Origin of the sequence: Pontibacter pamirensis (assembly GCF_010015475.1) — a bacterium.
Lineage (GTDB): Bacteria > Bacteroidota > Bacteroidia > Cytophagales > Hymenobacteraceae > Pontibacter > Pontibacter pamirensis.
This window is the reverse complement of sequence record NZ_SSNI01000009.1, coordinates 39286-61804: the sequence shown is the minus strand read 5'-3', so window position 1 is coordinate 61804 and position 22519 is coordinate 39286. Positions and strand designations below refer to the sequence as shown.

Annotated in this window: 12 protein-coding genes; 4 read left to right on the top strand and 8 right to left on the bottom strand. The window is 48.1% G+C overall.

Going from position 1 to position 22519, the window contains the following annotated elements; translation table 11 throughout:
* Window positions 1–250: 250 nt before the first annotated feature.
* From gltB to E1919_RS09770, 4 genes are all read left to right on the top strand, one after another.
* Window positions 251–4753, top strand: coding sequence for a glutamate synthase large subunit (gltB, locus tag E1919_RS09785; RefSeq protein ID WP_162053186.1), 4503 nt, complete (start codon window positions 251–253; stop codon window positions 4751–4753).
* Window positions 4753–6210, top strand: a complete 1458-nt coding sequence (locus E1919_RS09780; RefSeq protein ID WP_162053185.1) for a glutamate synthase subunit beta — start codon at window positions 4753–4755, stop codon at window positions 6208–6210. Before gltB ends, E1919_RS09780 begins: the two co-directional genes overlap by 1 nt.
* A 387-nt stretch (window positions 6211–6597) precedes the next feature.
* A complete protein-coding gene (gene cphA / locus E1919_RS09775) occupies window positions 6598–9234 on the top strand; it encodes a cyanophycin synthetase (RefSeq protein ID WP_162053184.1) in 2637 nt (878 codons plus the stop codon).
* A gap of 96 nt (window positions 9235–9330) precedes the next feature.
* A complete protein-coding gene (locus E1919_RS09770) occupies window positions 9331–10788 on the top strand; it encodes an aldehyde dehydrogenase family protein (RefSeq protein WP_162053183.1) in 1458 nt (485 codons plus the stop codon).
* A 101-nt stretch (window positions 10789–10889) separates the two neighbouring features.
* On the opposite strand, the gene E1919_RS09765 is transcribed toward E1919_RS09770, so the two are convergent.
* The 8 genes from E1919_RS09765 to E1919_RS09730 form a co-directional block, all read right to left on the bottom strand.
* Entirely contained in the window at window positions 10890–12224 is a 1335-nt protein-coding gene (locus tag E1919_RS09765; protein WP_162053182.1) for an NAD(P)/FAD-dependent oxidoreductase, read from the bottom strand.
* Window positions 12225–12592: 368 nt separating this feature from the next.
* Complete coding sequence (locus E1919_RS09760) at window positions 12593–12928, bottom strand: hypothetical protein (protein WP_162053181.1); 336 nt, start codon at window positions 12926–12928, stop codon at window positions 12593–12595.
* A gap of 186 nt (window positions 12929–13114) precedes the next feature.
* The gene (locus E1919_RS09755) at window positions 13115–14023 is read right to left on the bottom strand and encodes a Gfo/Idh/MocA family protein (RefSeq protein WP_162053180.1); all 909 of its coding nucleotides are present in this window, start codon (window positions 14021–14023) and stop codon (window positions 13115–13117) included.
* Window positions 14024–14275: 252 nt separating this feature from the next.
* Window positions 14276–15319 (bottom strand): SusE domain-containing protein, encoded by a 1044-nt coding sequence (locus E1919_RS09750; protein WP_162053179.1) that lies wholly within the window; start codon window positions 15317–15319, stop codon window positions 14276–14278.
* A gap of 64 nt (window positions 15320–15383) precedes the next feature.
* A complete protein-coding gene (locus E1919_RS09745; protein ID WP_162053178.1) occupies window positions 15384–16982 on the bottom strand; it encodes a RagB/SusD family nutrient uptake outer membrane protein in 1599 nt (532 codons plus the stop codon).
* A gap of 16 nt (window positions 16983–16998) precedes the next feature.
* Entirely contained in the window at window positions 16999–20217 is a 3219-nt protein-coding gene (locus E1919_RS09740; RefSeq protein ID WP_162053177.1) for a SusC/RagA family TonB-linked outer membrane protein, read from the bottom strand.
* A gap of 107 nt (window positions 20218–20324) precedes the next feature.
* Window positions 20325–21365: a FecR family protein gene (locus E1919_RS09735; protein ID WP_162053176.1), complete on the bottom strand. Its 1041-nt coding sequence runs from the start codon at window positions 21363–21365 to the stop codon at window positions 20325–20327.
* 179 nt (window positions 21366–21544) lie between these two features.
* Window positions 21545–21997, bottom strand: a complete 453-nt coding sequence (locus tag E1919_RS09730; RefSeq protein ID WP_162053175.1) for a carbohydrate-binding protein — start codon at window positions 21995–21997, stop codon at window positions 21545–21547.
* Window positions 21998–22519 lie beyond the last annotated feature (522 nt).

The window sequence follows — 22519 nt, the reverse complement described above, 5'->3', positions numbered from 1 at the left end:
TTAAGTAACTTACATTTTCTAACAAAAACTCAAAATTTTAATCTTTGCGAACATGGCAATAGTTTGTCCTGATAGGCACCTGCATTTTTAAACTAATTTATATAAAGTACATCTTTTTTGCTGATTTTTCATCTAAAAACGTAGTTCTAATACGATATCTATAAGGAATAATTTGTTTTTTGACGATTCTTGTAGTAAATTATGCATTCGTTTACACAAATAAGTAAATGTTTACCTCAGTTAATGTTAGATGAATCAAGATAATACAATAAATCCAGGGTTGTACAGATCCGAGTTTGAGCATGATTCCTGCGGAGTGGGATGTGTTGTAAACCTGAACGGGAAAAAAGCACACAGCATCGTGAAGGATGCATTGACCATGCTAACGAATATGGAGCACCGCGGTGCTACAGGAAGTGATTCTGAGACGGGGGACGGTGCCGGAATTCTGGTGCAATTACCGCATGAGTTTTTCAAAAAGCAGTTGGATGAGTTTGCCATTCAGCTTCCTCAGCCTGGCTTCTATGGTGTCGGGATGATTTTCTTCCCGTCGGTGTACGAGGTAAGGGATAAATGCCGCCAGACCATGAACCAGTGCATCCGCAAGATGGGCTTTGATTTGCTGGGCTACCGTTTAGTACCTGTAAACGGTCGCGTTCCCGGTCACGAAGCGAAAGCGGTAGAGCCGTACATTGAGCAGGTGTTTGTAAAGCCCGTTGATCCGAACATTAAGGAGGATGAACTGGAGCGGAAGCTGTTTGTGTTGCGCAGCTTGATAACACACGAAATAAAAAAAACAGTGAGTGGCGAGAACGGCACCTTTTTTATTGCCAGTCTCTCCTCGCGCACTATTATATATAAAGGTCAGCTGAAAACAGACCAGGTTGAGAAGTATTACCACGATCTTCGCCACCCTGACTTTAAGTCTGCCCTGGCGGTGGTGCACTCCCGCTTCTCCACCAACACCTTTCCTAACTGGAAACTGGCACAGCCTTTCCGTTTTATCGCGCACAATGGCGAGATAAACACCATCCGCGGAAACGTGACCAAGATGAAGTCGAAGGAGGCCCTGATGTACTCTCCCCTGTTCACAGAAGAGGAGATGAAATGGCTGCTACCTATCACAAACCCGGAGAACTCAGATTCTGCCAACCTGGATGCAATGGTGGAGTTGCTGACGTTAGCCGGAAGGCCTCTCCCCCACGTGATGATGATGCTGGTGCCGGAAGCCTGGCAGGACAACCCTTTTATGGACCCTTACAGAAAAGCTTTCTATAAATACCACGCTTCCCTGATGGAGCCCTGGGATGGTCCTGCCGCCCTGTTCTTTACCGACGGCAAACAGATTGGCGCCACACTGGATCGCAATGGTCTGCGCCCCGTGCGTTTTTGCGTGACAAAGCAAGGGCGCCTGATCATGGCATCAGAGGCCGGTGCGCTCCCTGTTAACCCGAAAGACGTTGTGCGACGGGGCAGACTGCAACCTGGTAAGATGCTCCTGGCTAACCTTGAAGAGAACAAGATTTATGAGGATGAGGAGATAAAGCGCATTGTCTGCAACGATAAGCCTTATTTTGAGTGGATTCAGCAAAACCGTATTAAGCTGCACCAGCAGCCGGAACCTAACTTCTGTCTGAACGAGATATTACCGGACGAGCTGCTGCAAAAGCAAAAGGCTTACGGCTATACGGCCGAGGACTTAAAGCTGATCATTAAACCGATGGCAACCACAGGCAAAGAGCCTTTGGGCAGCATGGGTTCTGATGCTCCGCTGGCAGTGCTCTCGCTGCAAAGCCAGCACGTGTCCAATTACTTTAAGCAGCATTTTGCGCAGGTGAGTAACCCACCGATTGACCCTATCCGCGAACGCCTGGTGATGTCGCTTTTCACTCGTTTAGGAGAGTCGCTGAACGTGCTGGATGAAACGCCTGCCCACACGCGCCAGATACATATTTCGCATCCGGTACTGAGCCACGGGGATTTTAATAAGATCATCAACCTTGGCTCGGAAGGGTTTGAGCACACTTATATAAAGGCCACCTTCCCTACTACAGAGACAGGTGCCTTGCAAAAAGCACTGGATACCATATGTGAAGAGGCAGAGGCAGCCGTGCGTGACGGTAAGAAAATACTCATCATATCTAACCGTGCCATTGGCCCCACCTGTGCCGCTATCCCTTCGCTTTTAGCTGTAGGTGCCATTCACCATCACCTGGTGCACAAGCGCATCCGAACGAAAACGGGATTGGTGGTTGAGGCCGGAGACGCATGGGAAACGCACCATTTCGCTACTATAATTGGGTATGGCGCCAGCTGTGTATACCCATATATGGTGTATGATACTATTCAGAGCCTGCTGCAGCAGGAAAAACTGGATACCTCGGTGCCTTTTGCAGCCTACGCGGATAACTTTATTTATGCTGTCGGAAACGGTTTGCTGAAAATTCTCTCCAAAATGGGTATCAGTACCCTTCAGTCTTACCAGAGCGCCCAGATTTTTGAGTGCTTAGGGTTCGGGCAGGAAGTAATTCAGAAATGCTTCAAAGGCACAACCAGCCGACTGGAAGGTTTGAACTTCGAGGATTTGGAGAAAGAGGCGCTTATTAAGCACCAGTCTGCGTACCTGGAAGAAAACAACCTGCTGGAAACAGGTGGCTTCTTCCAGTGGAGAAGAAGAGGCGAAGAACACCTGCTGCGTCCGGAGATTATTCACTTGCTGCAGAAATCTACGCGATTGAATGACTTCCGCCTGTACCAGGAATACTCGCAGCATGTGCGCAAGCACCAGGAGTCCACCATAACACTCCGCAACCTGTTCGAATTCCGTAAGCGCCAGTCGGTGCCAATTGAAGAAGTAGAGCCAGCAGAGACTATACTCAAACGCTTTGCCACCGGGGCAATGTCCTTTGGCTCCCTCTCGCATGAGGCGCACAGCACACTGGCCATAGCCATGAACCGCATCGGCGGAAAGAGCAACAGCGGCGAAGGCGGCGAAGACGAGGCGCGTTATGTTGTGAAGCCTAATGGCGATTCAGAACGATCAGCTATTAAGCAGGTGGCCTCCGGCCGCTTCGGAGTAACAAGCCATTACCTGGCGAACGCTGATGAAATACAGATAAAAATTGCACAAGGTGCCAAGCCTGGAGAAGGCGGACAGCTGCCTGGACATAAAGTAGACGGCTGGATTGCACGGGTGCGTCATTCTACACCGGGTGTAGGCCTGATTTCACCGCCGCCGCACCACGACATATACTCGATAGAGGACCTGAAGCAGCTGATTTATGATCTGAAAAATGCCAACCCGAATGCCCGGATCAATGTGAAACTGGTAGCAGAGGCAGGCGTGGGTACTATTGCTGCAGGTGTGGCCAAAGCGAAAGCAGACGCCATCATGATATCCGGTGCCGACGGAGGTACTGGTGCAAGCCCTCTTAGTTCTATTCGTCATGCCGGTCTGCCCTGGGAAATCGGTTTAGCTGAGGCACATCAGACACTGGTGAAGAATAACCTGCGCAGCCGCGTGGTGCTGCAAACAGACGGTAAGCTGATGACGGGGTATGACCTTGCTGTGGCCACACTATTAGGCGCAGAAGAATACGGTGTTGCCACCGCCGCCCTGATTGCCGAAGGCTGTATCATGATGCGCAAGTGCCACATGAACACCTGCCCTGTGGGTATTGCAACGCAAAACCCGGAGCTGCGGCAGCTGTTTACCGGCGAGCCGGAGTACGTGGTGAACCTATTCCAGTTTATGGTCGAGGAGTTGCGGCAGATCATGGCATCACTGGGCTTCCGTACTATCAACGAGATGGTGGGCCAGAGCCAGGTACTGAAAGTACGGAACAACCTGAACCACTGGAAGTTGAAGAACCTAAACTTCGCCCCTATCCTGCACAAGGAGGTAGTGCCGAACAATGTGGGTATCTACAACCAGATTCACCAGGTGCATGATATTGAGCAGATACTGGACAGAAAGCTAATCCGTGACTACAAGAAAGGCAAAACCGAAGTAGAACACCGCATCATCAACGTAGACCGCACGGTAGGTGCCATGCTCTCTTATGAGGTATCCCTGGAGCACGGAAAGGCAGGTTTACCGGAACACAGCTTCAAGGCAACCTTTCATGGTTCTGCCGGGCAAACCTTCGGCGGCTTCCTGGCACCTGGCCTCACCTTCCGGCTTATTGGCGAAGCCAACGATTACCTGGGCAAAGGGCTATCTGGTGGCAAGCTGATTCTGCAGCCGTTTGAGGGCACCACGTATGTGGCGCATGAGCATATCATTACCGGCAACGTAGCCTTATACGGTGCTACCTCCGGTACTGCCTATATCAACGGTATGGCAGGAGAGCGTTTTTGCGTGCGTAATTCCGGAGCAGAAGCAGTAGTGGAAGGCATCGGCGACCACGGTTGCGAATATATGACTGGTGGTAAGGTGCTGGTTCTTGGTTCGGTAGGTAAAAACTTTGCGGCTGGTATGAGCGGTGGTATGGCCTACGTCTATGACCCTGCGAATGCTTTCGCAGATCAATGCAACCTGGATATGGTAGACCTGGAGCAACCGAATGAGGAAGACCTGGCTTGGATAGAGCTGAAGCTGAAGGAGCATGCGTTCTATACCGGTAGTGTGCTGGCACAGCAAATGCTGAAAGCCTGGCATGCCGACCAGAAGTTCTTCCAGAAGGTGATGCCACACGACCTGAAGAAGGCATTAAAAGTAAAAGAAAGTGAAATGCTTAAAGAAGTAGCCTGATGGGAAAAGAAGATGGATTTTTGAAATATAACCGTGAGCTGCCAGCAGCGCGCGATCCGAAACAAAGAATAAACGACTCAAACGAAATATACACTGAATTTCCGGAGGAAAAGACGAAGATACAGGCTGCCCGCTGCATGGACTGCGGCGTGCCTTTCTGCCACAACGGCTGCCCTTTAGGCAACCTGATTCCGGACTTCAACGACGCGGTTTATGACGGCGAATGGGAACGTGCCGCGCAGATTTTGTACAGCACGAACAACTTTCCTGAGTTCACGGGCCGCATCTGCCCTGCTCCCTGCGAGTCCAGTTGTGTGCTGTCTATTAACAAGCCTGCTGTAGCCATCGAGCATATTGAGAAAGCTATTGCGGAGAAGTCATTTGAATTGGGGCTTGTAAAAGCGCAGCCTCCCGTGCGCCGAACAGGCAAAAAGGTGGCTGTTATCGGCTCCGGACCTGCTGGTCTGGCAGCCGCAGCCCAACTGAACCAGGCGGGGCACAAGGTGGATGTCTACGACAAAGACGATAAGGCCGGCGGTCTGCTGCGTTACGGTATACCTGACTTTAAGCTGGAGAAGTGGACGATCGACCGCCGCCTCGCTGTTCTGGAGGAAGAAGGCGTTCAATTCCATTTAGGACAGGAAATAGGAAAAGACATTAGCCTGAAGAAACTACACAGGAAGTATGATGCCGTGCTGCTTGCCATTGGTTCAACCAAGCCAAGACCACTGAATATTCCTGGTAGCCACCTGAAAGGAATTCATTTTGCGATGGACTACCTGACGCTGCATAACCGAAGAGTGGCTGGGGAGGATATACCAGCGGAAGAAGACTTGTATGCCCGCGACAAACATGTACTCGTGGTGGGCGGTGGCGACACGGGCTCTGACTGCGTGGGAACAGCCAACCGTCAGTTTGCAGCCTCTGTGAGCCAATTGCAGTATCGCACCATGCCCTCTACCGTTCGCCCTCCAGATAACCCATGGCCGGAGACGCCTATGACCTACACCTCCTCCAGCTCACACGAAGAAGGCTGTGAGCGTAGCTGGGGCTGGCTTACAAAAGAATTTGTAGGCGACGAGAACGGGCATGTCACAGGCCTGAAGGTGGTAGAACTGGAATGGAAAAACGGACGTGAGTACACTGAGAAAGCAGAAAGCGAAAAGATACTTCCTTGCGACCTGGGTATGATAGCCATCGGCTATGAGCGCCCGATGCACGATGCTTTCAAAGCAAGCTTCGATATAGAGACAGACCAGCGAGGGAATTTTAAACTGCAGGACTGGCAGACAAATGTACCTGGCATATTCGCAGCCGGCGATTCCTTTCGTGGGCAGTCGCTGGTGGTATGGGCCATTTCTGACGGACGGGAAGCAGCACGTGCCATTGACATTTACATGATGGGTGCCTCTGATTTGCCTTCTAAAGAGCTCTCCAAACTGGTGCTGTACAGATAACATACTTTTACCGTGTATCAATGCCGGTTTGTTTGGACTATTAGCTTCTCCGGTGCGCCATAAACTGCGCCATTTGTGTTAAAACAGAAAAACCGCTTTGTCTTCTGAGACGAAGCGGTTTTTCTGTTTTAACACTGCTGTAAGCTCTTTTTCATTTGCCCTTGGCATCAAAACACATACCGTCCTTCTCTCCATAAAGAAGAGACAGTGCCTCCTCCTTACAACTGTTTTAAGTGACTGAATATTTTTTCAGCTTCTATATACTGCCATGCAGCCTCCCGAAACGTATAAGGAGTTTTAATGGTTAAATCCCATCCTTTTAACTCTTTTTATGGCATCACCACTACGCATTTATATTGCTTTTATGAAGCGCATCAAACATAATGTATGAAAATAGCAGAGCTTAAAATTATGCGTGGTCCTAATTACTGGTCCATAAAGCATCCGAAAGTAATTGTGTTGAAGCTGGACCTGGAAGAACTGAAGGACACCCTTACAAATGAAGTGCAGAACCTGGCACAAAGGCTTGAGAAACTCTTTCCGGGCATGTACAAACACCGCTCCTCAGTGGGCACCGATGGAGGCTTCTTCAGGTTAGTACGCGAGGGCACCACCTTAAGCAAAGTGGTGCAGCACATTGCACTCGAACTTCAGACAATGGCTGGTATGGAGTGCGGGTATGGCAGGCGGTATGCGGCAAATGAGTCGGGTATGGACTGGGTTGTATTTACCTATCAGCAGGAACGGGCCGGGGAGTATGCGGCCGAAGCGGCTGTGCGCATTACAGAAGCTCTCGCTATGGGAGAAAAGGTGAGCGTAATACAGGATGTCGCCAAACTACACCAGATACGGGAAGATGAATACTTTGGACCCAGCACGGAGGCCATCATACAGGAGGCTGTTTCACGAAACATTCCCTACATCCAAAACAGGAAAAGCGATCACATACACCTGGGCTACGGAGTACATCAGCAGCGTATACAGGCGGCCATGTCAAATAAGACATCCTTCTTTGCAGTGGAGTGTGCCGGTGACAAAAACACCACAAAGCTGATTTTAGACGAAGCTGGTATACCGGTGCCACAGGGCCATATTGTGTATAATGCCGCTGAACTGGAGGAAGCTGTGGAGGAACTTGGCTACCCGATTGTAACAAAACCATTGGATGGCAACCAGGGCAAAGGCGCCAGCATCAACCTCTTGACCTGGAAAGACGCGCTGAAAGGACTCGCTGAGGCGAAGCGTTTCTCTGACGCCGTGATGGTAGAGCAGTTTATCCAGGGCCACGATTACCGCATGCTGGTGATTGACGGCAAGTTTATAGCGGCTGCCAGACGCACACCAGCCATGGTGACCGGAGACGGGCAGTCCACAATCAGGCAGTTGGTGAATGCCGTGAATAAAGATCCACGCCGTGGCGTGGGGCATGAGAAAGCACTGACACATATCAAGATTGATAAAATAACAAGGGGTATCCTGCGGGAAAAGGGGCTTACGTTACAGTCGATACTAGCAGCCGGAGAAGCATTGTACCTTAAGAACACCGCTAACCTGAGTACAGGCGGTACCGCCGCAGACGTAACGGATATCGTGCACCCTTACAACGTGCTGATGGCAGAGCGGATAGCCGGCATTATCGGGTTAGACATCTGCGGTATTGATGTGATGACTTCAGACATTGCCATACCACTCCCCGAAACAAGAGGCGCCGTGATAGAAGTAAACGCTGCTCCGGGTTTGCGCATGCACATCTCCCCTACCGAAGGCTTGCCTCGTAACGTGGCCGACCCTATCATCAACATGCTGTTCCCATACGGTTGCCCTTCCCGCATCCCGATCGTAGCAGTAACAGGCACTAACGGTAAAACCACCACCACCCGGCTGATAGCACACATGCTGAAGTTTAAAGGGAAAAAAGTCGGCTTTACCACAACAGACGGTATTTACATACAAGACAGAAAAATAGTGAAAGGCGATACCACCGGTTCCTTCAGCAGTGAGTTTGTGCTGAAAGACCCGACCGTGGATTATGCGGTGCTGGAGTGCGCACGTGGCGGCTTGCTGCGGTCAGGCCTTGCGTTTACCCAGTGCGACATAGGCATCGTAACCAACGTATCAGCGGACCACCTTGGCTTAAAGGACATCAATACCGTGGAGGAAATGGCTAAAGTGAAAGCCGTTATTCCTAAAACTGTTTACCCGGACGGATACGCTATCCTAAATGCCGACGACGATCTTGTCTATAACATGGCAATCGGCTTACGATGCAAAGTTGCTTATTTCAGCATGGATGAAGAAAACTTTCGCATTAAAGAACATATATCGAAAGGCGGACTGGCTGCCGTTTTTGAAGACGGCTACATCTCTATCTTCAAAAACACCTACAAAATAAGAGTGGACCGGGTGGCGGACGTGCCGCTTACCTTCAGGGGCAAAGCCAGGTTCAATATCCAGAATGTGCTGGCTGCCACACTAGCAGGTTACATCGCCCACCTCGAGGTAGGTGAGATAAAGACGGCGCTGCGCACCTTTATTCCATCAGCGGAAACCACACCGGGCCGCATGAACCTGTTTCACCTGCCAAAGTGTGACGTGCTGATTGACTATGCCCACAATGCTGCAGGCATGCAGGCTATCAGCGACTTTATCAGTCAGATGGAGGGGCAGCCTAAGATTGGCATAATAGCAGGTATCGGAGACAGGCGCGATGAAGACACGCGGGATGTTGGAAGAATTGCCGCCTCGGTGTTTGACGAAATCATTATCCGGCAGGACACTGACTTGCGGGGCCGCAATGGCAAAGAGATAAACAACTTACTGAAAGAGGGAATTTTTTCGGTGAAACCAGAGATGGAGCCCAAAGAAATAAACCAGGAAGCGCGCGCACTTGCCTATGCGCTGGAGTATGCCCCGGAGGGCGCCTTCATCACACTTCTTGCCGAAAATATAACCGAGGCGGTTAAAATGGTGGAGAGCTTCCGGATTATTCAGCACCGTAAACAGGCAACAGATCAGCTAACCTGAGTCGTGTAGTGCCACAGCATTAGAGAAAACTTTAAACAATCAAGCTGCTTTGGGTGTAAACTTGTCTAAACGCATGTAGTAACACGACAAAAAACTATGGAAGCATACAAAGAACTTAACAAGCAGTTTATCAATGGTGAATGGCTCGACGGAACAGAGGGCAACACAGTCGAGAACCTGAACCCATATGATGAATCTGTAATTAACACATTCAAAGGTGCAAGTACAGATGACGTAGATAGCGCTTTCAATAACGCTAAAGAAGCCTCCAAAACATGGAGCGTAACTCCCCCAACAGAAAGGCAAAAGGTACTGCTGAAAGCTGCGGAACTTTTACAGGGGCGCAAAGATGAGATAATGGACTGGCTGACAAAGGAGGTGGGAGGCACTTACCAAAAGGCAGAGATAGAATTTATGCAGACGTACCAGATGCTGATTGAGTCTGCCTCCTTCCCGATGAGAATGCACGGGTACACTATCCCATCTATGACGTCAGGCAAGCAGAGCCTGGTCTTCAGGAAAGCCCTGGGAGTTGTGGCCATGATTAGTCCGTGGAATTTCCCGCTGTACCTTTCAATGCGTACGGTCGCCCCTGCCTTGGCAGTTGGGAATACGGTTGTAATGAAACCTGCTTCTCAGTCGCCGGTAACCGGAGGAACATTTATTGCCAAGCTTTTTGAAGAAGCAGGTGTGCCTAAAGGAGTCATAAGTGTAGTGGTGGGCAAGTCCAGTATCATCGGCGACTACTTTACAGGGCATCCGGTATCCAACCTCATTTCCTTTACTGGGTCTACACCGGTGGGAAAAGGTATAGGCCGTGTAGGTGGAGAAGGCTTGAAGAAGCTTGCGCTGGAGTTAGGCGGAAACAACCCGCTGGTTGTTCTGGAAGATGCTGATATTGGCAATGCCGTAGATGCCGCTATTTTTGGCAGGTACATGCATCAGGGGCAGATATGTATGTCCACGAACCGGATACTCCTACATGAAAAGGTGTATGAAGAGTTCAGAAAATGTTTTGTAGAAAGAGCGAAGGCATTGCCTTATGGTGACCCAACCGACAAGGAAACTGTTATAGGACCTTTAATTGATAACAAGTCGGTGAAGCGCGTACTAGACCTAATTGACAGGGCTGTGAAGGCTGGTGCGAAAATAGAAACAGGAGGCGAAGCAGAAGGCAATGTGGTTCAGCCAACGGTGCTATCTGGGGTAACGGAAAATAACCCGGTATTTCAGGAAGAGATTTTTGGTCCGGTTGTAGGCCTGACTACTTTCAAAGACGACAAGGAAGGAATCAGGCTGGCAAATGCAACGCAGTACGGCCTGAGTTCAGCACTGCATACCAGAGACCTGCAGAAAGGTATATGGCTTGCCAAACAGATAGAAGCAGGTATGGTGCACATTAACGACCAATCCGTGAATGATGAGATGAACACACCGTTTGGAGGAGAAAAGGATTCCGGAATAGGACGTTTCGGTGGGCAGTGGATTCTGGAAGAACTCACCACCCTGCAGTGGATCAGCTACCAGGATGAATATAGAGGCTATCCAATTTAAGGAAGCTTAGCTTTGCGCAAGCGCTGCCTGTCCAGAAAACTGAACAGGCAGCGCTTGTTATATACGGATAACGCCTCTGCTCCCCGGAACGAACATGCAATTTATACCACCGCTTTGCGTGAAATGGTTTCTTCCACCGGAATATTCTCCTGCTTATTGCCTACGATTAAACGGTTACCCGTGTCGTAGGTAAAATAACTCCAAAGCCAGTTAACGGTAACAACCAGACGATTCCGGAAACCAACAACGGAAATAAGGTGGATAAACATCCAGATGAGCCAGGCTAAGAAACCTTGTGTTTTATACTCCTTTTTTAAGATCTTCAGGTCAGCCACGGCGCGGTTACGCCCCACTGTTGCCATGGAACCTTTGTCGTCGTAGGTAAATGCCTCTAAAGGTTTTCCTGAAAATATGTTGCACAAATTTTTTCCTAACTTTTCGCCTTGCTGTATGGCAGGCTGCGCCAGCATGGGGTGCCCATACGGGTACTCCTCCGTAATCATGGCGGCTATATCGCCAATAGCAAAAATATTATCATAGCCCGACACGCGGTTGTAAACATCCACCTTCAGCCTGTCACCACGCAAAACGCTTTCATTTTGGATACCTTTTATAGGTGCACCTGATACACCTGCCGCCCAAATGAGGGTCCGGGTGATCAGCGTCTCTCCTGTGTCTAATGTTACTGTATAACCGTCATAGGACTTCACCCGCCGATTCAGCCATACGTTTACGCCAAAGTCTTCCAGAAACTTCAACGCTTTCTCTGATGCCTCTGCTGACATTCCTTTAAGAAGCTGGGGCCCACTCTGTATTAGGTGGATATCCATCTCTTTGAAATTGAGTTCCCGGTAGTCCTTTGGCAGCACATGCCTGCGCAGCTCACTCAACGCGCCAGCCAGTTCCACTCCTGTAGCACCGCCACCCACAATTACATAATCCATCAGGCTGTTCAACTGCTCGTCGTCCTCAATCTGTAAAGCCTGTTCAAAATTCTTTAGAATAGTGTTCCGAAGCGTTAAGGCATCATCCAAGCTCTTCATGGAAATGGCCTTCTCCTCCATCGCTTTGTCACCGAAAAAGTTAGACGTGGCGCCGGTTGCCATCACCAGGTAGTCGTACTCTATCAGTCCGATAGAAGTCTCCACCAGGTTGTTTGCTGTATCTATAAACTCCACCTCTGCCAGCCGGAAGTAGAAGTTATCCTGCCCTTTAAAAATTTTCCTGAAAGGGTGCACAATGGAATCTGCCTCCACACCGGCGGTTGCCACCTGGTAGAGCAGTGGCTGAAAGGTATGGTAATTTTGCCTGTCTACCAGAACCACCTGCACATCAACATCCCGAAGCGACTTTGCCAGTTCAATACCTGCAAAACCGCCACCGATAATTAGTACACGTGGTTTTCCTATATGTTCTATTCTTGTATGGTGGGTCATATTTAACTGAGGTTTGCTATCGTCTCACAAGCCTGCAAGAAGAGCGTATGCTGTTATTCGTAAATAGAATGAGAGGCGCAACTAATCAGGTACTAAACAATGCCTGGCATTCTTACATAACTCTACGAATCAGTGCTGCTGCTGTTATAGGAATGATATAAGACAATGCCTGAGGCAGACAAAGGTTTATCCGGAGATAATATACCAGCTTATAACAACATTGATACTCCAGCCTGAAGTTGCAGGCAAATACAAGGCAGTTGCTAGTGCTGCACCTGTAGCTTCTAACTAAATGAAATACTATAACGCAGGCGCTGTGAGAGGTAAGTGAAAACGTGAGGCAGCATCAAACCATTCGCTTTTCCGGGTTAAACTCTAGTGTCCAGGTTTTTTCCTAAATCCTGGACCTGCTTCATAAAGGTTTCAGTTGCTTCATCCGAATAAAGACCATATGCATCAGAGATGGTGCCTTTGGCACCAGAGGTTGTATCTACCACGTATAGGATGGCCATATCATCCGGATTGCTTTCTCCTTCAAAACGGTAGAAGTTCACGATCCGCACCTCGTCCGGCCTGAACTGCTGTTTGCTGTCCATGGTGCTCAGCATGCCGTCTTCCGTTACTCTAAAATCAAGTTTATATCCTTCTTTCTTCACTTGAGCGAGTACTGAGACAAGAGATGTTAATTCAACTTTGTTCTGCATATTACTATTATTAATTCTGGTTGAGATATAAGCCTATACGGAGAAAAAGCACAAGTATTCAGTTTAGGAAATAAAAAACGGAAAAGAACGAAGAGTGACTTATGAAGCAACCATTTAAAAAATACATTTCCTGCCAAATGAAAGAAAGTCAGCTACAGTTACGGTGCCTTCTTCTTTGGCATCACATCAGCTTCTTGACAGTTCCTCCACTATCCTTTCGCAAATCTCATGCGTGGCCAGGGCATCATTTGCTGTAATGCCTGGAGGAGTGCCTGTTGCCACGGCCTTTATAAAATCAGCCACAATCCCCTCAAATCCGCGCTTGTATAAGGTGGGCTCCCAGTCACTGCTTCCCAGGCGGGTCTCTTTTTTGCCCTGCAGCACCACGACATCCGATACATTATAAGCTATTCTTTTCTCGGAGGTACTCATTACTTCCACCTTCTCCTCATTTGTACCGCTGTCACGGTTCATGATGCCGATGGCGGTGGCACCAGTGGAGATAAACTGTACCGTTACATGATGCAGCAGTTCCTGCTCTATTCTGCCACTTACAAGAAGCTGCTCCACCGGGTACGGGAACAGGTACCGCAGCGTATCGACTACATGAATAAAATCGTCGAAGATAAAGGTGCGCGCAGCTGCGGGTAAGGCGAACCGGTTCTTCTGCATGATAACCATATTTGGCTCCTTTACCTCTTTTAGCTTCTGGTACGCCGGTGCATACCTCCTGTTAAAGCCGGTCATCAACGTTAAGCCTTTATTCTCTGCCAACGCTACCAGCCGCCTAGTTGAATCGTAACTGTACGTAATCGGCTTATCGACATACACATGTATACCGTGTTGCAGCAACTGCTCCACCAGTTCTGAGTGTGCTTCCGTAGTCCCATGCACAAATGCGCCTTTTATGCCACTGTTAAGCAGCGATTCAAGGTTTTGGTGCAGATGCTGGTATCGGTATTGTTGGCCGATCCGTGCAAGTTTTTCCTGATTCCTGGTATACAGGTGCAGTTCCACATCTGCCCTGTTACTTAATACCGGCAGGTACGCTTTTTGGGCAATGTCGCCCAGGCCTATCATTCCTAATTTCAGCATGTCTTCTTAATAGTTAACTGTTGATGTACTTCTTTCTCTTCTTCCTGATACTTGTGGAGGCATACGTAATTAAACAAAACATGCCGAAGATGCAGCATCTCCGGCATGGCTTTTATACCTGCGCCGCCAGATAGAAGCAAAACTTTTGGAAAGACAAATTGGTATGATGGTTCTACTCTTAGGTATGGTCATAAAAAAGCACCTGCGCTTTTTGGTTGCACAGGTGCTTTAAAAATGTAGCTGCAAAGCTGCTTACTGTCTGGTTACAGAGTAGGTAGGCGTGCCGTCTTCGGTTTCTAAATCGAGAACAATCTCATAAGTGCCTGCCTCTTCAATCATAATGTCACTGCCAGCTTCATCCAGGAGATCATCGTTAGCATTATTATCACCATAATTAAGTGCCCAGTCATCATTTAGCCTGAACTTAATGGCACCTGCAGTTAAATCAGTTGTTAGTCTCCAGACTCCTTCTTCATAATCATATTCCATGTCCAGGTCACCATCCCATCCAGTAGAAGTGGCGCTGCCGATCAATCCCCAGGAGTATCTGGTAAAAGACCAGGTATTAGTATTCAGGTTAACCGTTATCCTATAGGTGTCGGCGGTGGGCACTGATAAATTGCCACCACCCGGACTTAAGGTTCCCTCAGCATCTCCCATACCATAGTCTGTGTCCCAGTTTCTTTCAGGTGTAAACTTAAAGTTCAGGTCCTCAGCGTCTGAGAAGTCAATAATACCAAAATAGATACCGTTATCCTCTACCGAAGTAAGAGCGGGCGCGGTAGCCGGAGCCCATCCCTGGTAAGCCCCTGGAACATAAAGATATCCTGGCTCTACAAAAGTAGAATAGGGCGTAACACTGATAGTAGAAACGTTAGAATATACAGGATCTACCATATCAGAAACAGTGGCCATAATTCTAATAGGAAGGTCTTGCGCCTCATCCGGGGTATAATTCAATCTTGTGAGCAGCGTGTTTAACTCTTCTACTGTCCAGGCCACTTCCAAATCATTACCCATAGAAGCAGTGTAGGGTGTAGCAAAGTTATTCCCGGCAGTATCTATCTGTAGTGTGTACTCTACAGCAGCACCATAGCCGAAGTCAGCTTCGCTCCATGAAAGGGCAACAGCGTCGTTAGCTGCATCTTCCTCTGTTAAAACAATACTACTCATAGAGGCCTGTAGCATAGGTGCTGTGCCTACTCTAAGAATAGCACGATCCTCATCCTTCTCACAGGAGAACAGAGCTAAGGAACATAGGGTGAGTATAAATACTCTGTTTATCCAAGTCTTCATATATCTCTTTTAAAATTAGTGGATAAAACGGGTAAGCTGCCTGTTCGCTGCTTACCCGTTTCTGTTACCTGTAGTTCGGATTCTGCACCAGGTTAGGGTTAGCGATAACGTCTACTGCAGGTATTGGGTACAAATTTCTGAATTCCGGTACGCTTCTTCCTTCCTGCACACCACCTTTCCATGGCCACACATACTCTCCTCCCGTAAACAAGCCGAAACGGATTAAGTCAGTTCTGCGGTGTGCTTCCCAGTACAATTCTCTGGCTCTTTCATCCAGTATAAAAGGAAGCGTTAACTGACTTGAGGTAATATTACCTTCCGGTCCGTCATAAGCTCGCTCACGCAACTGATTCACGAGTTGCAGCGCCGTTGCTATATCACCACCGCCACCACGAAGCACAGCTTCTGCATACATCAGGTACACATCAGCCAGACGGAACATCGGGTAGTCTGTGTCCGGGAACAATCCGGTAGGGTGAGAACCACGCGCGCCGGTTGAGGTTACGTTCCTGTATTTTGTAATTGCGAACCCTTGTGTAAACTGACTTAAATCTTCAATCTCCAGTGTATGGCCTTCGGTATGGAAAATAGCCCGCTCATCTATGGTGGCTGTCACATCCGGGAATTTCTCCACGAGCGCTTTTGTGGTTCGCAGACCAGTCCAGCCTTCTTCAATGCCGAAATCTGATAAGTTCATAGTCGCCCCACCATAAGGAGCATGTATCAGATAGGTCATACCACCCCAAGTCTGGGTTCTCAAGCCATCATAAACAATGGGGAAGATAATCCCATTTGCAGTGTTGTTGTCAGCCAGGAACAGGTGCTGATATTCATCTTCCAGGGTAAAACCTGCATCAATTACTTTTTTAGCATACGTAACAGCTTCTGTATAACGAGCATTTCCTGTATACACCTCCGCATTAAGGTAAAGCTTCGTCAGCAGCGTCCAGGCAGCAGCCTGGTCGGCTCTTCCATACTCATTCTGGCCTGCGGCAACCAAGTCGTTTTCAATAGCAAGCAGTTCTGACTCTATGTAGTTAAACAGCTCTTCTCTTGCGATTGGCTCCGGGAAAAAGGCACCCACCGGGTCCTCTTCTGTTACAAAAGGGACACCGCCTCCGAATAAGTCGAGCGCATGCCAATAGCTTAAGGCCCTCAGGAAGCGAGCTTCAGCACGGTACTCCGTTGCAAGCTCTGCCTGTGAACCTGAGATACCACGGCTACTCAGTTTACCGTCAGTTGTTTCACGAATATACTCATTTGTAAGCGATACCTGGTAATAGATGCGGCTGAACATAGCTCTGATAAACTGGTTATTTGGCGTCCAATCCATCTCAACCAAATCAGGTAAACCGGCATCGCCCCACCCTATCACAGCTTCGTCGGTTGGTAGTTCCTGTAGCTGCCAGTACTGGCGCAGATAGCTGGAAAAACCTTCGTCACCGCCCGTAATGTCAGCGTTGCCTGCCGGTCCCGACTGTCCGGTTAGCGCATAGCCTGCGTAAAGTTTGGCCAGTACACTCTTGTAATTAGCAAAATCATTGTAAACCGTAGCCGATGTTATTTCATAAGGCGGCACCTGGTCCAGGTCGTCATGACAGGCAGTTACAGAAAAGGCTACTATTCCTGCTAATAATATCTTCTTTAAATATTTAGTCTTCATTCTTTTTTGTTTTTGATTATAAATCAACGTTCACGCCCAGCGAGAAAATGCGTGGTCTTGGATAGAAGCTGTTGTCGATGCCACCTGCCACTTCAGGATCCAGACCAGAGTAATTTGTAATTATAAATAGGTTTTGCCCCGTAGCCGACACACGTAAATTTGCCTTATCATTGAATACTCTGCCAAAATTGTAGCCGAGGTTAATATTGTCAAGGCGCAGAAAAGAAGCATTTTCTACAAAGTAATTCGAAAATAGGCGCTCTGCATCTTCACTAACAAAATTCGTCTCCAGGATGCTTCTTGGTATAGTGAGCAGATAACCTGGCCAATCAACGTTGTTGTAGAAAGTATTCGCGTTGATATTGTTGTACACATAGTTGCCGATTGACCCGCGGAACACAAAGCCCAAGTTCCAGTTCTTATAGTTCAGTTGCGATGTAAAGCCCAGGAATACATCCGGGTCCGGGCTCTGGTAACGGAAGAAGTCCTCATCTGTGATACTTCCGCTTCTATCCTGGTCCACGTACAAACGCTCAATAGGCATGCCGTTTCCATTGTAAACCTGCTGATATACATAGAATGTGTTTCGCGGGAATCCAACGGAGTTAATCTGTATAGTGTTACCCACACCGCCACCGATTCCACCTGTTTGGACTCCAGGGAAATTTGGATCTTCTATCTGGTTAAGCTTTGTAATCTCATTCTGGTTATAGGTAGCATTAAAGCTTAAATCCCAGGTTAAGTCGTTTGTATTGATAGCAGCATAGCTTAACATTGCTTCTACCCCTCTATTCTCCAGACTACCTACGTTCGTGAACAGTTGGTTTGTGAGGTTTGAGCCTGCCGGCACGGTAATAAAGGATATCAGGTCGTTTGTACGTCTGAAGTAATAGTCTACAGTACCTGATATTTTATTATTCAGCAAACCATAGTCAAGACCGATGTTGTAGGTTTCAGTTTCTTCCCATTTAATATTCGCATCGTAACCCGCTGGGCGTAAGGTGGTGTACACCTGGTCACCCAGCCGATAACTGGCTTCGTTGTTACTGTAAGCATAACGGGGCAGGTATGGATAATTACCACCTGGTATGTCCTGCTGTCCGGTAATTCCATAACCCAGCCTTAATTTCAAATCAGATAAAGCAGTTATACTTCTCATGAACGGTTCTTCCGCAATTCTCCAGGCAAGTGCCAAAGCAGGGAACGTTCCCCAGCGTGTGTCTGGGCTGAAGCGGGACGATCCGTCTCTACGCACAGTAGCCGTCAACAAATATTTGTCCCTGAAGGAGTAGTTAATTCTTCCAAAGTAAGAGATCAGCACGTTTGTGAATTCATCCGGCCGTGGAGTATTGAGCGTGTCATCACCTGCAAAGTTCGTCGTCGGGAAAGCTGGTATCTCTGTATTAAACTTCTGGTAAGAATAACCAGCTGTCATATCAACGCGGCTTCTGATTTCTTCATACTCCTGCGTATAATTCAGGTAGAAGTCGAGCAGGTTATTCTTTTTGCTCTGCTCATAATGTGAGCGGCTTCCACCTTGCAAGAATACAGAACCCAGGGTGGTAGGAAGTATAATATCACCCTCACCCTCTGAAACATCGTAGCCCAAGTTCAGGTTGGCCCGGAGAGCAGGAAAGAAATGAAATTTGTAATCAAGTTGTAAATTTCCAATGCTCCTTCTTACATCGCTGGTGTTATTTGTCTGCTCCAGCATGCTCAGTGGGTTACGCGGTGCCAGTGGATTGATAACACCTCTCGAATCGACCCACTCAAAATAACCCCCGAATTCGTTATCAGCATAAACAGGTTGCGTCGGATCAAAGCTCACGGCCGTTCCAACAGCGCCTTCATTTGCAAAGCGTTGTTCCGCTTTTATTCCCCTCACATTCAGGTTAACCTTTAAATGGTCGTCCAGGAAGGTCGGGTTTAAAGTGAGTGCGGCAGATGCTCTCTCCAGGTTAGAGGTAAGCAGCACACCGTCCTGGTCTAAATAACCAATAGAAACGCGGTAAGGTACTGATTTAATACTACCGCTAACGCTCACGTTGTTATCAAAGCTGTACGCGTTGCGGTAAATAAGCTCCTGCCAGTTTGTGTTGACGTCACCTAATAACGCTCTGTTTGCAGGGGCCGCATACTGGTTTACGACAGCCCGGTACTCATCACCCGTCAATACATCAATCTGGCTCGGGTTGTAAGAGACAGAAGCAAGCGAACTGAAGTTTACACTTAGCTTTTCTCCTGCTTTACCTTTTTTGGTTGTGATAATAATAACGCCGTTCGAGGCACGGGAACCATATATAGCAGTGGCTGAAGCGTCTCTTAAAATATTAAATGACTCAATATCATTCGGGTTAATAAGGGCCAGCGGATTTGCCACGCCGGCAACACCCTGGTTATCAACTGGAACACCATCTATTACAATAAGCGGATCATTGCTTGCACTAAGGGAAGAGCCACCACGAATCCTGATTTGGCTACCTGCCCCAGGTGCGCCGCTGCTAGAGGTAATTTGTACACCAGCCACTTTGCCGGCAATCAGCTGCTCCGGCGTCTGGATGTTACCTTTCTGAAACTCCTTTTCCGAGACGGAAGTAACAGTACCAGTCAGGTCACTCTTACGCTGTGTACCATAACCCACTATCACAACCTCATCGAGCGCCTCCGCATCCTCGCTCAGCGTCACGTTGATAGTAGACTGGTTGCCTACCTGCACTTCCTGGTTTGTGTAACCAATATAAGAGAAAACGAGGGTGGCACCAGTGGAAGGCACAGCAATGGAATAGTTACCTTCATAGTCTGTGGATGTACCGCGGGAAGTACCTTGCAGCACAACCGTTACACCTGGTAATCCTACACCGGTCTCATCTGTTACCTGGCCTGTCACCGTTACATCCGCCTGCGCACGCCGGCTTTCGGAGTCCGTCCGCACCGGGGCAAAGCTTCTTTCCCCCTTTGCAGCAGGTGCGGCAACAGCCTTCTGAATGATGTACACCTCATTTACCTTTTTGTAATTCAGTCCGGCTGGCTGCAGCACGCTGTTCAAAAGAGCTTCCGCATCTTTTTCTCCCTCCAAGGACGCAGGCACGCGCAGTTGCAGGTTTTGAGCCACATCCGCTTTAAAAGAAAACTGGATACCAAACTTGCTTCGAATGTCTGTCAGAACTTCGTTCAGCGATTTAAGAACGTAGTTCGTTTTATTTCTGCTATAGTTAGCCGCCAGTTCCACCTGCATATCTGAGTTACTCAGACCCTGTGCAGTTCCTGGTAAAACTAAGCAGCATAACGCAGTGGAAAGGCCAAGGGCCTTGATCCGCCTTGTGTATTTATTTTGCATAGAACTTATTTATTTGTAAGACTTATTGTTATTTCCTGATTCTGCTTTTCAATTGTTACTCCCAGTGTTTCAGACACTGTTTCCAGAATATTATCTACTCCACTGTCGTCGAGGTGCGCTGTCAGTTTCATATCTACCAGGCTGGCCTCCTTCATCGTTACTTCATATCCGTAAACATCCTCCAGCATGGCGGCTATCTCCTGCAGGGAGGTGTTTTCAAAAACGACTTTATTTTCTTTCCAGGAGGTATAGAGTTCTGTTCGAACATCCTTTCTGGTAATACTCGCTGTGGTTCCAGATACTTCAACCAGCTCCCCTGGCTTCATCACCAGTTGTTTTTCCTCATTGCCCTGCTCATAATTGAGCCGGACTTTACCGGAGGCTAATACCACACGGCTCCTGGCTCCCCTGCTCGACACATCAAATGCTGTCCCTAATACCTCCACCCGTACGCCGTCTGCAGTTTGCACGACAAACTTCTGATCGTTTTCTTTATGAGTGACTTCAAAAAAAGCTTCCCCTTCAAGCTGCACGAAGCGTACTTCACTTTCGGACCATTCATGCGGGAATGAAATCCTTGAATTAGAGTTCAGCACTACCACAGACTTATCCGGCAGCTGTATGGTGCGTTTTGCACCATAGGCCGTTGCATATTCCACTGTGTTGTTCTGCAGGCTACTATATATAAAGAAGGCCGATAGCAGGAGCAGTAAACTGGCAGAGGCGGCTATTGCTGCCATTCTGTTCCTTTGCCAGAAGTCTAGCGACACCACACTGGCCTCACCCAAATGTCGGGGATCATCTTCTCTTATCGTCTGGTTCAGTTGCTCCCACATCGCTTCTAACTCAAAGTCATGCAGCTCGTCCTCATCTTCTGACAGCAGCAGTACCATTTGCCTGGCTTCTTCCACTAATTCACGGTGAAAGGGATACTGCTGCAGCCAAGTCTTCCAAATCAAATCCCTTTCAGGTGTAGGCGATTTCACCCATTGAATAAAGTCTTCGTCTACGGCAAGATCTGATGCGTTTTCGTACTGATACTTCATCTAAAAATTTCGTTACTGTATTTGAGGTTATCCCTCTATACCAGTAATAGCCTGCACGCACACATACTATCCCTCCTCACGCAAAATTTTTAATCTGATTTCCACCTGTCGTCTACAGGTGGCAGTTTTAGCTGTATTTAGTCCTAAGCCTTCGCTCGTTCTTTAGAGCAGCAGGCCTTTTACCTGATTTTAATGACTCGCATATTGTCAACCATTGCCTGATTTATTTCACCGTGCATGTTTTCATTGGCCGGCTCAAAGGTGAGGGAGATGGTGTGGCGGCCTTGCTGAAGCGGAACTTCTACTACATTGGTATAACCCCAGTTGCTCCACTCGCCGGTGCCGGAGGCCTTTTCGTTGTCGCGGCCGTTGATGGCGAACTTAAACGTGATGCGCGGGTCCTGGAACTCGTTGGCCGGGCTCCGGTAGCTGGAGGTCAGATGAGTTGGAGAAAACGCTCGCGCCACATGCTCCCCCTGCACCATACTGTCCGGGTACAGCGCATACGCCTCCGACTGCCACATCGGCGTGGCCCCAACGCTGGCAGGGCTTTCTACTGGCTTCTGCGTTTGGTAGGAGTTCAGGGCCAGTAGCGTAAAAGGTATGCTTGCTTGGATTGAGAATGTCTTCATCTAAGTGAGGTTTTATCAAATCGAATGATGCCCTCTGTTATCGTATCATTAGCACTATGACAAGGTGCTTCGCTTTACGAGTACCGTTGGCCTCTTCTCTTTTTATGATAAGTGAAGCAACCAACAGAGGTTAGTACTCACTTACAAAAAAACAGCACATTACAGGTAACAGCAATTTACCCATTCTAAATGTAGAATATAAAGGCCCATACAATAAGGTAAATAATTGGTATACAGTTAGTTATTTACGTAAAATTTCAGATTAAAAGTAGGTAAAATATAGGCATACCTATACCTGAAGAAGGAAAATGATTACAATTAATGGGTAAATACTACTCATTGTTACACCACTGATCCATCTGTTGCAAGTGAGTTATTCAGTTAGAAAGTGATAGCTGGTACCTAAGTGAATACTTTGAAATCGGCTACATGATGTGAGACTGCCCAAAGTTAACACCCCTTGTTCGGTGATAAAAGAGGTAAAGGTGAAGAACGATGTTCTGTGTAAAAATCCTCCGGAAG

Excerpts from the sequence above, each read along its gene's own strand:
- E1919_RS09765 (WP_162053182.1), bottom strand. The coding sequence starts at position 12,224 with ATGACCCACCATACAAGAATAGAACATATAGGAAAACCACGTGTACTA.
- E1919_RS09740 (WP_162053177.1), bottom strand. The coding sequence starts at position 20,217 with ATGCAGGTGGAACTGGCGGCTAACTATAGCAGAAATAAAACGAACTAC.
- E1919_RS09730 (WP_162053175.1), bottom strand. The coding sequence starts at position 21,997 with ATGAAGACATTCTCAATCCAAGCAAGCATACCTTTTACGCTACTGGCC.
- E1919_RS09780 (WP_162053185.1), top strand. The coding sequence starts at position 4,753 with ATGGGAAAAGAAGATGGATTTTTGAAATATAACCGTGAGCTGCCAGCA.
- cphA (WP_162053184.1), top strand. The coding sequence starts at position 6,598 with ATGAAAATAGCAGAGCTTAAAATTATGCGTGGTCCTAATTACTGGTCC.
- E1919_RS09750 (WP_162053179.1), bottom strand. The coding sequence starts at position 15,319 with ATGAAGACTTGGATAAACAGAGTATTTATACTCACCCTATGTTCCTTA.
- E1919_RS09760 (WP_162053181.1), bottom strand. The coding sequence starts at position 12,928 with ATGCAGAACAAAGTTGAATTAACATCTCTTGTCTCAGTACTCGCTCAA.
- E1919_RS09745 (WP_162053178.1), bottom strand. The coding sequence starts at position 16,982 with ATGAAGACTAAATATTTAAAGAAGATATTATTAGCAGGAATAGTAGCC.
- gltB (WP_162053186.1), top strand. The coding sequence starts at position 251 with ATGAATCAAGATAATACAATAAATCCAGGGTTGTACAGATCCGAGTTT.
- E1919_RS09735 (WP_162053176.1), bottom strand. The coding sequence starts at position 21,365 with ATGAAGTATCAGTACGAAAACGCATCAGATCTTGCCGTAGACGAAGAC.
- E1919_RS09755 (WP_162053180.1), bottom strand. The coding sequence starts at position 14,023 with ATGCTGAAATTAGGAATGATAGGCCTGGGCGACATTGCCCAAAAAGCG.
- E1919_RS09770 (WP_162053183.1), top strand. The coding sequence starts at position 9,331 with ATGGAAGCATACAAAGAACTTAACAAGCAGTTTATCAATGGTGAATGG.